This is a genomic window from Pedobacter sp., assembly GCF_035317785.1.
Classification (GTDB): domain Bacteria; phylum Bacteroidota; class Bacteroidia; order Sphingobacteriales; family Sphingobacteriaceae; genus Pedobacter.
In genome coordinates this window covers 1-13,672 of the sequence record NZ_DATHGC010000024.1, presented here as the reverse complement: position 1 = coordinate 13,672, position 13,672 = coordinate 1, and the positions used below count along the sequence as shown (strand labels likewise).

Here is a 13,672-nt window from a genome sequence, read left to right as displayed (position 1 = left end):
AAAGGGCCATACAAACATTTAATTAAAAGCCTGCAGCGAATTCCTTTGCAAACTGCTCAAGTTTGATCTTTCCAGCCGGATGCTCATCTCTGGCCTCATAGTCTTCCCAGAGCTTTTTGCTTCTGATTGCCGTGCCCATTTCTACGTATTTTTTGGCGATTTCTTCGGGAAGATGACCTTCAATCATGCCATGTAAAGCTTGCTCGTCGCCGAATTCCACCCATGGGAGATCAGGTTTTCCAATGGCTGTTCCTAAAGCTGCGGCTACTTCCTTCAATGTGCGTTCATCGCTGCTGATATAGCGGACAGTTTTACCGGAAATGGGTTTTTGTATTTCCTCTGCAAGAGCAGCTGCGATGTCTGCGGGGTGAACCATGATCAGTTTATCATCTGCGCCATAATTTGCCCCGATGATGCCGCCATGTTTGATCATGTCAACGTTGCCATAGAAATTGGTATAGAAAAATGCCGCACGAACATGTTTTATTGCAACATCTTCTAATGTGCTGAAGATACTTTCTACGTCATGTATTCCGGCAATAGGACCTGTTCCATCTGAAAGATGTGCGCCAATGCTGCTTAAGTTGACGACTTGCTTTACGCCAGAGGCCCTTATTGCGGCAGCGAAATTCTGTCCGATGCCCGCCATGTATTTTCTGTAATCGTCTGCGGTATAGTTGGGTGGCACCATGGTATACACAGCATCGGCACCGCTGAAAGCTGCTGTAAGGAAGGCAACATCGTCTATAGATCCAACGGCAGCTTTAGCGCCGAGTGCTTCGATTTCTGTCACCCTGTCTGCGTTGCTGGTGATGATGGTCACTTCATGTCCGGCCGCGATTAGTATTTCTGCCAATGGCTTATTGGTATTCCCCAGTGACCCTGTTAATGTAAATTTCATAATATTTATTTTTAATTGTCGCAGACAAAGGTATATTTGTACTTACTTTTATACAAGTACTTACTCCAAAGTATGTATCATGACCGCGATTAAAGAAAGCTCTACCCGTAATTTTAACAAGCAGATTTCTGTTTCTTCTTGTCCTGTGAGTTATGTAATGAACAAGATAGGAGGGCACTGGAAGCCGATCATCCTGTATCAACTGATGTCTGGTTCAAAACGTTACAGCGAACTAAGAAGAGCTATCCCGGAGATTACTGAAAAAATGCTGATCCAGCATCTGAAGCAGTTGCAGCAGGATAATCTGATCATCAGGACTGCACTGCCGCTTGTGCCTCCATCCGTGAGTTATAGACTAACGGAAGCTGGAGACAGGTTGACGCCGGTCTTAAATGAAATGGCTAAGTGGGGGCTTGACGATATGCTGGTGTCGGGTTCGTAGTTAAAATCCTCCTGCGGTATCGTTTCCTCTTGGATCAGCGCCGGTTTCCAGTTTGCCATTTGTCTTAACTAAAATTGCGTCTACCCGTCCTATGCCTCCTCTTGATACAAATTTATAGCCTTTTGCGCTTAATCTGTTCCGGGTTTCCTGATCAATTGCGCCATCTTCAACATAGATTTCATCGGGCAGCCACTGGTGATGGAACCTCGGTGCTGTAACCGCTGACTGCATATCCTGACCAAAGGCGAGTACGTTGAGAATGGTCTGATAGACAGAAGTGATAATAGTGGAGCCACCAGGAGTGCCCACGACCATTAATAATTTTCCATTGTGTTCGACGATAGTTGGCGTCATAGAACTCAGCATTCTTTTTCCGGGAACAATTGCATTTGCCGCACCACCAACAAGCCCATAAACATTTGGTGAGCCGGGTTTAACAGAAAAATCATCCATCTCGTTGTTGAGAATAAAACCGACGCCCTCAGCTACCACAAAAGATCCATAGGAGCCGTTGAGCGTTGTAGTTACGGAGACGGCATTTCCTTCCTTGTCAACAATGGAGAAATGTGTCGTTTGTTCGCTTTCATAATTGGGGATACTTCCTGGCCTGATCTCTAAACTCGGAGTTGCTTTTGTGAAATCTATATCATTTATCCTGCTGATGATGTAATTGGTGTCCAGCAGTTCTTTTTGCGGAACCTTAAAAAAATCAGGGTCGCCTAAGTAACTGGCCCTGTCGGCATAAGTCCTGCGTTCTGCTTCAATCATTAGCTGTACCGTGGAATCTTTTTGGAAGCCCCAGCGGCTTAATGGGTACTTGCCTGCTTGTTTCAATAAGGTTAACAAAGCGATGCCGCCGCTGGATGGGGGAGGCATAGAAATTACTTTATAGTTTTTGTACATCCCTGATACCGGTTTGCGCCAAATGGCCTGGTATGCTTTGAGGTCAGCAGCGGTAATTACCCCGGCAGTGTGTTCCATTGTTTGAATGATCGCTTTTGCAACCGGGCCTTCATAAAATCCTGCCCGTCCTTTATCCCTGATCAGCTTTAAAGTGGCTGCTAACTCTGGTTGTATGAGCAGGTCTCCGGCTTTCCAAAGACTGTCTTTTACAAATGCTATGGGTTTCCTGTTGTATTTTAAAAAAGTTATCCTGGTCCTGTTGAGTTCTTCAGCCTGCTGTGTTGTAAGTGCAAACCCCTTTTCCGCAAGATCAATAGCGGGTTGTATATCTTTTATCCAGCTTAGTTTGCCGTATTTGGCATGCGCTTTTAGCATGCCGTCAACGGTGCCGGGTACTCCCGCAGCCAGGGCACCAAACAGACTTTTTTCTGTGATGGCATTTCCCTGACTGTCCAGGTACATATCTTTAAATGCTTTTTCAGGTGCCTTTTCGCGATAGTCCAAAGCATTGGTAAGGCCTTTGGCGCTCCTATAGACAAGGAACCCGCCGCCGCCAATATTGCCGGCATTGGGGTATACCACTGCAAGTGCAAACTGGACTGCCACGGCAGCATCTATGGCATTGCCGCCCTGTTTCATGACGGCTACACCGACTTTAGTTGACTCAGGATGTGCAGTGACTACTGCTGCATGGTCATATTCACTGATTTGCTGGGCTCTGCATGATGTTAGATAAATCAAAATTACCGTATAGAGCACGAAGGTCTTCTTAATCATGCCTTAATATAGAAATTTATTGGGGAAAAATGCCTGACTATCCGGCCAGGCTAAATTTTAAACAAAGCATGGTATTTTGGTAACCCATTTTAAGAAGGGTTGAACAAGAATAATAAAGTATACTAAATTAGTAGATTTTATTTGCATTTATATTTTTAAACTTATATGTTTACCCCCGATGACATTTTAATCACCTAAATAAATACATATCATGAGTAAATTCGCAAAACTAAAAGAAGTGGTAACATCAGTTGAAACAGACGTAAAAAAGTTTTATAACTCCGGCAACAATGCAGCCGGAACGCGTGTTAGAAAAGCCTTGCAGGAGATTAAAGGCCTTGCCCAGGAAATTCGTGCAGAGGTTACAGAAAAGAAAAATGCAGGTAAGTAACATAGCCTGATTTAAAAAAAGGAAGTGCTTTTAAACACTTCCTTTTTTTAAAAGAAATTTTAAGATTTAACCTGGACCTTCTCATACCTGAGCACGTAGTGACGATACAGATAACTGAGGCGAAAAATATGTTCCAGTACCAAAAGAATTATCGCTGAAATGGAAACCAGTTCCATAGCATCAATTTTCCAAAATAAGTAGGTAAGCAACAAAAATAAACGTATACACTCCAGGTAATAGATCCATTTCCTTTGTTCCATAAGTGCGCCACAATTTACCAGCGTTAATAATACAAAAGCCACTATAAAAAACCTGTCGCTCGTTTCTAAATACCTATATAATCCAGTCATGAAAATCAGTAAAATGACGCTTATAGCAAGCTGAATATTTAAGTAGGCCCTGAACTTGAAACGGTAAGATGTGGAAGCCTTATGCTGCAGGTATTTCCTTTCGAGCGAGGGCCGGATGTTCTGGTCGAGCTGAGCCGGATTTCCGAAAATGATCTTTAAGCGGGCTTTTACGCCATTTGCCTTTTTGCAGGCCTCAATAATTTCGAGATAATAGTGGAAATGCTGCCATAAAAAGCTATAGCTTTTCACAGGATGCGTCAGGCCATATTTTGGCGCCTCCTCCTCTCTTTGAAAAGTCCCGAATAGTTTATCCCAGAATACAAACACATCACCATAATTTTTATCCAGGTATTTTTCATCGCTTGCGTGGTGGATACCATGTATGGAGGGTGTTACAAATACATATTCCAGCCATTTGGATTTTTTGAGCAGTTGGGTATGTGTGAAGAAAGAATACGCACCATGGACAATCAGAATGGTGATCACCATAGCAGGATGGAAGCCCAATAGGGGAATTGCACACCAGAAGAGATTTCTAATGAGCGCCTGAAAGACCGTAATTCTTGCAGAAACTGTAAAATTGAACTCTTCACTCTGATGATGGACAATATGAGCGGCCCATAGAAAGTTAACCTGATGGCAAAGGCGATGATACCAGTACCATACGAGATCTGTAACCAATATCAGCAGGATCCATACCCACCAGGTGTTTGGAATATTGAACATAGCATAGTTTTGATATATCCAGTAAAACAAGTTGTAGAAACTTGCAGAGATGAAAAGGTTGAGCAGCCGCTCGGCAATACCTATACTTAAATTGGAGATCGAACTTTCATATTTAAAGACATCCGTTTTTTTTAGGCGTACAGCAAGCTGATATTCTAGAAAGAGAAAAACAAAAAACGCAGGAATGGCAAAAGCTAAATAATTAAAATGCTGGATCATTATTTCATGCAATTATATTTCTTGACCTTAAATGGATGACTGGTTTAATAAAGCCAGACCATCCGGTCTGGCCTATTGAACAAAACTCAGATCCTTTGAGATCAGATCTAAACAGCCTTAAGGCTTGAACCCAAATGTAGTAAATTAATTCTACTAAAACAGTAGTATTAATTATAAAAAAAGCCCGCTCTATTGAGGGGCCTTCCTACTAACCAAGTATATAATTAAACCAAATAATTCTGCTAGATGGGTTTTGAGCGGAAGCATTGTTTAAAAGCTTCGAATTTGCCCGTTCGGATGAGGTAACCTATGATCAATGCAATTAACATAGGCCAATTATTTAACCAGACCGGCAAAGCGCTGATAGAACGCTGTAGGACTGTTTTCATTTTTCGGCTCGTATTTTCCTGCAATGATCGGTACGTAAATCACCCGTCTGCGGCTTTCTTCTCCAATAACTGATGACTGCGCCACACGGTGCCACAATCTGCCATCGTGTATGGTCAGGTCACCTGCACTTGGGGCAATTGCGATTTCCGCATGGTCTGCTTTATTGTCTAAAAAGTATTTCTTGCGGAACAGCATCTGGTACAAACTCTGTTTGTGTGTGCCCGGCAGAACTCTTAAACCGCCGTTTTCCGGCTTTAGCGTGCTCAGGTGAATGCCGACGTTCAGCATCGGGTTGAGCTTCTGTCCGTGGAAGATATCGCGTAAGCCATCGGTATGCCAGCCCATTTGGGTGAATTTACTTTCGCTGCTGTTGACATAGTGGTTCAGTACCATTCCATCTTTTTCTTCGGTACCCAGTCTTGCGCCGGGACCGATCAGGTCCAGCAATGTTTCGAATCTTGGATCTTTTGTCAGTTCTTCAAATAAGGAATGATGCTTGTTTACGAATGCAAAACGCTGAACTATTGTCGAACCATCAATGTCTTTCCCATATTTAATTGGAATACCGTTCACTTTTGTTTTTTCGGTGTCAATCCACCGTTGCTGGACTTTTTCAGATGCCTGAATGATGTCGCTAACTGTTTCCTGCTCAATGAAACCTTTGAAGTGGATAAAGCCGTGCTGGTTAAAGAACTCTTGCTGTTCTGAAGTTATTTTATTGCCTAATATGAATTTTGGATATGAAGTTTCCATGGATGTAAATTTTAAAATAAAGTAATGGTGTAAAATGATGCGCTATTGGCCCCGGGGCAATAGTTAACTAGCGATACTGATCAATAGAATTGCGTATGGATCAACAACAGCAACAGCAACAACCTGCCCATTTAGAAAGGGGCATTCGCATTCGGGATGCATTGGATATGAGTTGCTTAGTGTTCATTTAAAAAAGACTACTATTTTAGTAGACATTACAAATGTAGTAATAAAATCTTTATATCAAATTAATATTGAAAATAAATTTAAATTTTTTTAATGCTTATAAAGGCCTGCTGTAATGCGTTCTATTAGTGACTTGGGTAGGTGTGTGGCACCAAACACTGATACCTTATTGATAAATCCGGGAATGATCTCTGCTTTTTTGTTAAACATGCCCTTTAGACCGATACGAGCAACGGCCGTTGGTGACATGTTGAATTTATCCGCAAGGTCAGCCAGAGCCTCCAGTCCGGCACGGCTGACAAAACCTGTTGCAGTAGGGCCGGGAGAAAGACAGCTTACTGATACCGGTGTTTTAAGCAGTTCATAACGCAGTGCTCTGCTGAAAGAAAGTATAAATGATTTGCTCGCCGCGTATAATGCCATTGTTGGCATAGCCTGATAGGCTGCTGTACTGGCTACATTTAGGATGTATGCCGTATCCTGCTGTTTGAGATCCGGCAGCAGCAAATAAGTTAGTTCTACTACCGCATTTACATTCAGCTGAAGCATATTCATCTGTGTTTCCAGTTTCAGGTCATTGAAATTGCCCCAGGCGCCATAGCCGGCATTATTGATCAGTACAGACAGGGAAGAAGTGATCTCCCTGAACCAATTTGATACTTTAGTTGCCGCACCCGGTTCAGCAAGATCGCAGAGAAGGAAATGCACCTTAACCTGATGCTGCTGAACAAGCTGCTGCGAGAGTTGCTGCAATTCTGTTTCGGCTCTGGCGACCAGCAGTAAATTGTATCCCTTTTCAGCTAACAAAATAGCAATCTCTCTGCCGATGCCTTTGCTGGCACCTGTAACTAAAGCGTATTTATCCATGCACGTAATTTAGAAAATAATCCAGTAATATGTTTTGATAAAAAAGAACCGGGCCTTTTGACCCGGTTCTTTTTACTTAGTGGTTTTTTTATTTATGAGTTCTTCCAGTTTCTTGTCAAGCTCTGCACCCCTTAAATTGCGGGCGACAATAATCCCGTCGGGATCAATGAGGACATTCGAGGGGATTGCTCTAACTCCATAGAGCTTGGCAGGCGCACTGTTCCAAAATTCCAGGTCAGATACATGGGTCCAGGTCAACTGATCGTCTTGTATTGCTTTGATCCAGTCGGCCTTTTTTTTGTCCAGTGATACACCAAAGACATCGAATCCTTTTGCATGATATTTCTTCCAGGCCTTCACCACATTTGGGTTTTCCCTTCTGCATGGCCCGCACCATGCGGCCCAGAAATCAAGCAATACATATTTGCCTCTGTGCTGTGAAAGGCTTATCGATTTTCCATCTGGGCTTTGAGCTGTAAAGTCCGGAGCTTTTTTACCTATGCTTACCGAAGAAAGTACGCTTACCAGATCGTTTAGGACAGCAACGTAAGGCGTATTGTGTAATGACGGATCCAGCAAGCTAATGTTTTGTTTGATTTGCTCAGGGCTCAGCCGGTATGAAAAGTCTCTGTACAGTACATACGCGGAAACGATAGAAGCCGGGTTTTGCTTGATGAACTCATCGATCTTTACGCCTTTTTGCTTCTTGTAAGCGGTGAAAATGTCATTGCTCTTTGACCCGCTAACAGCTGAGGCTTCATAATAGGATGCAGTATCAATATCAGCAGCGATCTTCCCGCTTTCCAGAAAAACATAGAGTGGACTTTTGTCTTTATTCAGTGTCAGTCCGTATAATTCAGGTAACAGCAGTTTTTCCGTAAACTGAAACTTTCCATCTTTGATCTCTGCTGAGTCAATGGAAAAGAACATTTTGTTGTTAAACTTTTGCAGATAGATCTTGCCTGAGCGCACTCCTTTTACCGTGCCTGTTATGGCCACATCACTTTTTTGCTGTGCGTTTACCAGCCCACTGCTCAGCAGTAAGATACCGGCTATTATTTTCAGTTTTTTCATTATAAATTGGGATTGGTATTGATTTCATTAACTGGTATGGAGAATAAATAATAAGGGCTATTGGGAATAAAAGCACTATTGTCCGGAAAAACACGGATGTAATGCCCTTTGATTACCACATCTGCGGCCCCTGATTTAAATGTATCTGTCGTTTCATTTCTGACAACTTTGCGCTGCAGGCGAAGAATGTCCGGCAAGCGGAAACCTTCTCCCCAGAGTTCTCTTCTTCTTTCCACCAGGATTTCCTCGATAAGGTCCGTTTGATTATATGCTCCGGCGGTCAGTGCCGTCAGATTTCTTTTTATCCGTACCTCATTCAAGGCCGCAACCGCTCCCGGCAGGTCGTTTAATCTGGCTTTACCTTCCGCTTCGATCAGTGCCATTTCAGAGGATCGCATCAGTACGATGTTTCCTGACTTGTCAGTTTTATCTACAAATTTTTTATACTTGTACCATCTGTACATTGGATCCGTAGTCGTGGTAACCAGTTCAAACAAACTTTTCCTGATGTCCTGATCCTGAAATAATTTTCTGAAATAAGGATCAGGCATAATGCTTCTGTATCCGGTAGCCGGGGTTACATCTATATAGGCGAAGAACGAGGCACCCCCTAACGTCTGATCTGCTTTTTGGGGATGGCCCCAGATCCATTCGACATTGCTCACGTCGTTAAAGCCCTGCAGGTATTGTGCCGGGTCCATAATGTTGTAGCCTGTTCTTGCCTCTTTAGCTTTAGCTGCAGCGAGGTCCCATTTCTCCGTGGTCAGATAGGCTCTGGCAAACAACCCTTTGACCACATTGATGTCCAGTCTGTTTTTAACCGATCTTTTAAATCCAGGCAGTAGTGTCTCCGCCTGTGTAAGGTCAGCGATTATCTGGCTATAGACTTCCTCTACCGTTGCCCTTGGTTTAGGCTGTGAAGAGGGGCTTGTCGGTTCGGTATATATAGGGACTGCCTTAGCCGTTTTATCTTTAGCATAAGTGTATTGATATTGTCTCACGAGGTTCAGGTAAACAAATGCCCTTAATGCCAGTGCCTGTCCTTTAAGATATTTCTTATCTGCTTCGGGGCCGCTTGCCTGATCAACATTTGCAATGATGTTGTTGCAGTTGTCTATCACTTTATATTGAAAGCTCCAAAAGAAAAGAGCCCTTCTTGTGGTATTGTCATAGGGATCGCGATATGGATAAGAATCCCTGTATCCATAAACTCCGTCCCGGGCAATGGCATCATCGCCCATTACCTCCTGGGATAAAAGAATAGCCGAATAGCCCGGGTTATCCTGTGAAGTGCTGGACTCCATCAGGTAGCGCAATGTGCCGTTCATCAGCGCATCTATATTTGTAGTAGAAGCAAATGTTTCTTTTCCCGTTAAATCACCTGCAGGAGCGGTGTCAAAAAAATCGTCACTGCAGCCTGTAAAGGCAATTGATGCAGCAAACAATAGTGTGTATAATAGTTTTTGTAATTTCATGATCTTAAAAATTAAAATGATGCATTCAAGCCAAGTGATATTGTTTTCTGAGCCGGATATCTGTAAAAAGTAACTCCATCCACGGCCTGCTCCGGATCTAATCCGTCGCGGCCAAACAGCGTAAGAAGGTTCTCTCCTGAAGCTGAGATCCTGAAGTTTTTAAAGCCAATAGCTGAAACCCATTGATCTGGCAGGCTGTAGCTTAATGTCAGGTTTTTTAGCCTGGCGTAGGTCGCATCATACAGGAAGCGGGTAGAGATGCTGTTCCAGTTTGTGGCTTGTGTGTTCAATCTTGGTACATCAGTATTTGGGTTGTCAGGTGTCCAGCGGCTCAGCAGGTCTTTAGACCAGGTCCTGCCAGGATTATCTCCATTGTGGGAGATCATGACTTCATCAAGATCCAGTATTTTCCCCCCGATGCTGTAAGAAAACAAAAAGGAAAGTTCTGCATTCTTGTATTTAAAGTTACTGCTCACACCTCCATATACATCCGGTAATGCCGATCCCTGAAAATATTGGTCAGCCTCTGCAAACACAGAAGTTGTGGTTTTGCCGGTAATGGTTTTGACACCGGCACCATCGGTTGTGTAGGTGTTTTTATACCAGAGCGGTTTTCCGTTGGAAGCGTCAACACCAGCCCATTCTCTGATAAAGAAGTCATAAACTGAACCTCCTACAACCAGTTTTTTGGTTGATCCAAGCTGGCCCACACTACCCGAAATGATCTCTTTCTGGGGAAGTTCGGTGATCTTATTTTTAAAGTGTCCAAAGTTTAGTCCGAAGGCCCAGCGGAAATCGTCAGTGATGACGGGGACGATATTGATCTGTCCTTCAAACCCGTTGTTTCTAAGTGAACCGATATTGTCATCAATCTCTATGAAACCGAGAGAAGGGGACAGGGGCCTGCTGAACAGCAAATCTTTAGATCTTCTTTGATAGACTTCAAATGTGCCGGTCAGGCGGTTATTAAAGAGGGCGAAATCGATTCCGCTGTTAAAGTTTAAATTGGATTCCCATTTCAGACCGGGAGTCGGAAGTCTGGAAGTGACCAGCCCGGCTTCACCGAGGCTATTGTAGATTGAATAAAGATCCTGGTATGCATAGTATCCACCGAGGTTGTCGTTACCCTGAGCTCCGTAACTCGTGCGTATCGTCAGGTTATTCAGCCAGTCGATGTCTTTAAGAAAATTCTCAGAAGTTGCATTCCATGAAGCACCAAGTGACCAGAAATTACCCCACCTGGAACCCGGGCTAAACCTTGATGAGCCATCACGGCGAAAGCTGGCCGAGAAGTAATACTTCTGACCGAAATTATAATCTAGTTTTCCGAGAAAGCTGCTCAGCTTATATTCATCAGAACTTCCTGTAAAGCTATTTAAAAGTGATGCTGCGGCCGGTTCATCTTTCCCCTGGAAACCAAAGTTACTTCTGGAACCAGAAAGCCCGGAGCTGTTCAGCGTATAAAGCTCTTGTCCTGCAAGCACATTGAAATGGTGCTGGGCTCCTAAGTCAAAAGTATAGTCTAACAAATTATTTACCGTTACACCGATCGAGCGTGAACTGCTTTTGCTTACAGATCCTTTACCAGACAGTCCGGAACCGAATCCGGGATTGGTATAAGAGTGGTTCAGGCGGTTTACGTAGTCCGTATTGATGCTGCTCTTTAGTTTTAATCCTTTTAGGATATTGAACTGGACATTCCCCCTGAAGATTACTGCATCCTGCTTGCTGCTGTACTTGTTAAGGTCAGCATCTCCCAGCAGGTTATTCCCTGTTGCTGCAGCACTTGGCCTGTAATTTCCGAAATCATAGACCTTCTCGCCATTGCTGTCCAGTTTGTAGGTGCCGTCCGGATTGCGTTCATAGACCGGATAAATATTAGACACCAGTCTCCCGAAGTTGGCAAAGTTGCCCTGGTTGCTGTCTGATTGGGGAGGCGAGTCCTGGCTGGTGGTATTGGCCGCAACATTTACTCCTGCTTCAAACCACTTGTTTACTTTTGTATTGTAGTTTACCCTGGCATTGTATCTTTTAAATCCTGAGCCCACTATAAATCCTTTATCATCAAGATATCCTCCGGACACAAAATATTTGGAATCTTCGCTCCCACCGCTAATGCCGATTTCCGCCTGCGTACGGATCCCGTTTCTTGACAATGATTCAGTCCAGTCGTCATTCCATAGGGAAACAGCGCCCGGCACCAATTTGCCATCGAGGCCAACTGGCTGGGGGTATGCGGAACCAAAAGGATTGACCTTTAAAGCACCCGCCAGTTCCGCAGACGCATATTGCGCAGCCTGTGCTGCATTTTTACCCTGGTCCAGCTGGTTGTTTCTAATGGCCTCCCAATAGAGTTCAAAATATTGCTTGTTGTCCAGATAATCATAATCTTTGAATGCCCGGGTTGACACTCCGGTAGATGCATTTAAAGTCACAGTTGGCTTGCTGTTCAGCTGACCTTGTTTAGTGGTAATGATGATCACCCCATTGGCGCCTCTTGATCCGTAAAGCGCACTTGCGGAAGCATCTTTCAGCACAGAAACCGATTGGATGTCGTTATTGCTAATGGAGTTGATATTCCCCGAAAACGGAACTCCATCTACCACATAGAGCGGTGCACTGGAGGCATTGACAGATCCGATACCTCTGAGCCTGATCGTTGCATCGCTTCCTGGCTGCCCCGCTGAGGCTACCGATTGCAGGCCTGGCACCAGGCCCTGCAGGGACCGTGATACACTGGATACCTGTCGGTTTTCCAGTTCTTTTGCATTCACCACAGATGCAGAACCAGTATAGGTAGCTTTATTGGCCGTTCCATAGGCAACGACCACCACTTCGTTCAGCTGGTTGTCGGCTGAAGCCAACTGGATATTCTGAATGTCGGAAACAACGACCTGTTCTTTGGTCTGATATCCGATGAAAGAAAATACCAGGGTATCTTCCGATGATCCCAATGTGATCACATATTTTCCGTCCGTGTCTGTAGATACACCTTTCTTGGATCCTTTAACTTTTACCACTACACCTGGCAATGGTTTGTTGTCTGATTGTTGGGTAACGACCCCGCTTACTTTCCTGTCCTGGGCAAATGCAGCCAGTTGAAAGATAGAAAGTAAAGCCAAAATGATAATTCTTAATTTCATTGCTTTATTGATTTGTTTGTTGGTCCGCATTCACTGAATTCAGATAGGCGGAAAGGTTATTTATTTTTTCAGCAGCTGTTTCGATCTGCTTTTGCGCTTCCTCCCAGTTGCCTTGTTCTATTGCTTCTCTTATACCCGGCAAAGTTTTTACACCATATCCGGTGTAAAATCCCGGCGCATAGATCGTGTGCCGGTACCATGGGCGCAGTGGTAAGCCATCTGGATTGAGCAGTTGCTTTTCGGCCTGAAACAAGACCTCATTTAGTTTAGTACGGCTGGCTTTTTGTTCAGTTGCAGTATTGGCAGCTGAAACGATAGCAGCTGCGGATTTTTTTAAGGAATCCAGTGCGGTGATAAGTTTGCTAAAGTCAAATTTTGGAACTTCGGGTTTCTTTTTAGGCGCTATAAATGTATCAGTCGGGTCAGCAGCGAACTGATATTTTCCTTCGGAGATCAACTGGTTTTCTACCGCATAGGTTTCTCTGAGCTGCTCTGCCAGTTTGGATACTTCCGTAACATAGCCGCTTACCGTCTGATGCAGATTGCTGAAATCAAAGGGCAGAACTTCCGCATCGGCAAGTCTCAGTACAGCCCTTCCCGCAGTTTTAGCCAGAGCAACACCATACTTAAAATCCTTGTCTTTGAACCGGATGTAATTGTCATAGGAATCATATATAGAGTGGTATTCACCACCTTCATCTTCACCACCGAAAGCCAGGTTAAGCGATGGAATGCCCAGATGCTGTAAGAAAGCAGAATAGTCTGAACCGGTTCCCAAAGCGCCAAGAGTCAGACTGTCTTTCTTGAGCAGGTTTTTTTTCTGCGCTGCTGATGAAGCATTGACAATGGCCCTCGCTTTCTTCCTTTCATAGATACTGATCTGCGAAAGGGGATCGGGAATCTGTTTTGCAATTCCGTCAACCAATTGCTCAAGCGCATGTGAGCCACCTGCTTCAAGAAAGCCACGCCCGTTCCCATCAGTATTGATGTAGGCCACCGCCTTTTTATTCAGCTCGGCAGTATGGTCTTCCACCCATTCGGTAGAGCCAAGCAACGACTGTTCCTCGCCGTCCCA

General features: G+C 44.1%; 11 protein-coding genes. 2 read left to right on the top strand and 9 right to left on the bottom strand.

What is annotated here, in order from left to right; all coding sequences use genetic code 11:
- Nucleotides 1-22: 22 nt before the first annotated feature.
- On the bottom strand, nucleotides 23-901 hold the full coding sequence (locus VK541_RS01970) for an NmrA family NAD(P)-binding protein (RefSeq protein WP_324366397.1): 879 nt from the start codon (nucleotides 899-901) through the stop codon (nucleotides 23-25).
- Nucleotides 902-980: 79 nt separating this feature from the next.
- Between VK541_RS01970 and VK541_RS01965 the strand changes: the two genes are divergently transcribed.
- On the top strand, nucleotides 981-1,343 hold the full coding sequence (locus VK541_RS01965) for a winged helix-turn-helix transcriptional regulator (RefSeq protein WP_324366395.1): 363 nt from the start codon (nucleotides 981-983) through the stop codon (nucleotides 1,341-1,343).
- On the opposite strand, the gene ggt is transcribed toward VK541_RS01965, so the two are convergent.
- Nucleotides 1,344-3,023: a gamma-glutamyltransferase gene (gene ggt, locus VK541_RS01960; protein WP_324366394.1), complete on the bottom strand. Its 1,680-nt coding sequence runs from the start codon at nucleotides 3,021-3,023 to the stop codon at nucleotides 1,344-1,346. It abuts the gene before it with no gap.
- Nucleotides 3,024-3,234: 211 nt separating this feature from the next.
- Here ggt and VK541_RS01955 point away from each other — a divergent pair, with 211 nt between their 5' ends.
- A complete protein-coding gene (locus VK541_RS01955; RefSeq protein ID WP_324366392.1) occupies nucleotides 3,235-3,414 on the top strand; it encodes a histone H1 in 180 nt (59 codons plus the stop codon).
- A gap of 59 nt (nucleotides 3,415-3,473) precedes the next feature.
- Here the strand turns inward: VK541_RS01955 and VK541_RS01950 are convergent, their stop codons facing one another.
- The 7 genes from VK541_RS01950 to VK541_RS01920 form a co-directional block, all read right to left on the bottom strand.
- Complete coding sequence (locus VK541_RS01950; RefSeq protein ID WP_324366390.1) at nucleotides 3,474-4,709, bottom strand: sterol desaturase family protein; 1,236 nt, start codon at nucleotides 4,707-4,709, stop codon at nucleotides 3,474-3,476.
- A gap of 336 nt (nucleotides 4,710-5,045) precedes the next feature.
- Nucleotides 5,046-5,852: a phytanoyl-CoA dioxygenase family protein gene (locus tag VK541_RS01945; RefSeq protein WP_324366388.1), complete on the bottom strand. Its 807-nt coding sequence runs from the start codon at nucleotides 5,850-5,852 to the stop codon at nucleotides 5,046-5,048.
- Nucleotides 5,853-6,128: 276 nt separating this feature from the next.
- A complete protein-coding gene (locus VK541_RS01940; protein WP_324366386.1) occupies nucleotides 6,129-6,905 on the bottom strand; it encodes an SDR family oxidoreductase in 777 nt (258 codons plus the stop codon).
- 72 nt (nucleotides 6,906-6,977) lie between these two features.
- Nucleotides 6,978-7,979, bottom strand: a complete 1,002-nt coding sequence (locus VK541_RS01935) for a TlpA disulfide reductase family protein (RefSeq protein ID WP_324366384.1) — start codon at nucleotides 7,977-7,979, stop codon at nucleotides 6,978-6,980.
- The gene (locus tag VK541_RS01930; RefSeq protein ID WP_324366382.1) at nucleotides 7,979-9,454 is read right to left on the bottom strand and encodes a RagB/SusD family nutrient uptake outer membrane protein; all 1,476 of its coding nucleotides are present in this window, start codon (nucleotides 9,452-9,454) and stop codon (nucleotides 7,979-7,981) included. The genes VK541_RS01935 and VK541_RS01930 overlap by 1 nt, the downstream gene beginning before the upstream one ends.
- Before the next feature lie 11 nt (nucleotides 9,455-9,465).
- Nucleotides 9,466-12,597: a TonB-dependent receptor gene (locus tag VK541_RS01925; protein WP_324366380.1), complete on the bottom strand. Its 3,132-nt coding sequence runs from the start codon at nucleotides 12,595-12,597 to the stop codon at nucleotides 9,466-9,468.
- Between the two features lie 4 nt (nucleotides 12,598-12,601).
- On the bottom strand, nucleotides 12,602-13,672 hold a 1,071-nt coding region (locus tag VK541_RS01920; protein ID WP_324366377.1), incomplete at its 5' end, for a transferrin receptor-like dimerization domain-containing protein.

Excerpts from the sequence above, each read along its gene's own strand:
- VK541_RS01930 (WP_324366382.1), bottom strand. The coding sequence starts at position 9,454 with ATGAAATTACAAAAACTATTATACACACTATTGTTTGCTGCATCAATT.
- VK541_RS01950 (WP_324366390.1), bottom strand. The coding sequence starts at position 4,709 with ATGATCCAGCATTTTAATTATTTAGCTTTTGCCATTCCTGCGTTTTTT.
- VK541_RS01925 (WP_324366380.1), bottom strand. The coding sequence starts at position 12,597 with ATGAAATTAAGAATTATCATTTTGGCTTTACTTTCTATCTTTCAACTG.
- VK541_RS01970 (WP_324366397.1), bottom strand. The coding sequence starts at position 901 with ATGAAATTTACATTAACAGGGTCACTGGGGAATACCAATAAGCCATTG.
- VK541_RS01955 (WP_324366392.1), top strand. The coding sequence starts at position 3,235 with ATGAGTAAATTCGCAAAACTAAAAGAAGTGGTAACATCAGTTGAAACA.
- VK541_RS01945 (WP_324366388.1), bottom strand. The coding sequence starts at position 5,852 with ATGGAAACTTCATATCCAAAATTCATATTAGGCAATAAAATAACTTCA.
- ggt (WP_324366394.1), bottom strand. The coding sequence starts at position 3,023 with ATGATTAAGAAGACCTTCGTGCTCTATACGGTAATTTTGATTTATCTA.
- VK541_RS01935 (WP_324366384.1), bottom strand. The coding sequence starts at position 7,979 with ATGAAAAAACTGAAAATAATAGCCGGTATCTTACTGCTGAGCAGTGGG.
- VK541_RS01965 (WP_324366395.1), top strand. The coding sequence starts at position 981 with ATGACCGCGATTAAAGAAAGCTCTACCCGTAATTTTAACAAGCAGATT.
- VK541_RS01940 (WP_324366386.1), bottom strand. The coding sequence starts at position 6,905 with ATGGATAAATACGCTTTAGTTACAGGTGCCAGCAAAGGCATCGGCAGA.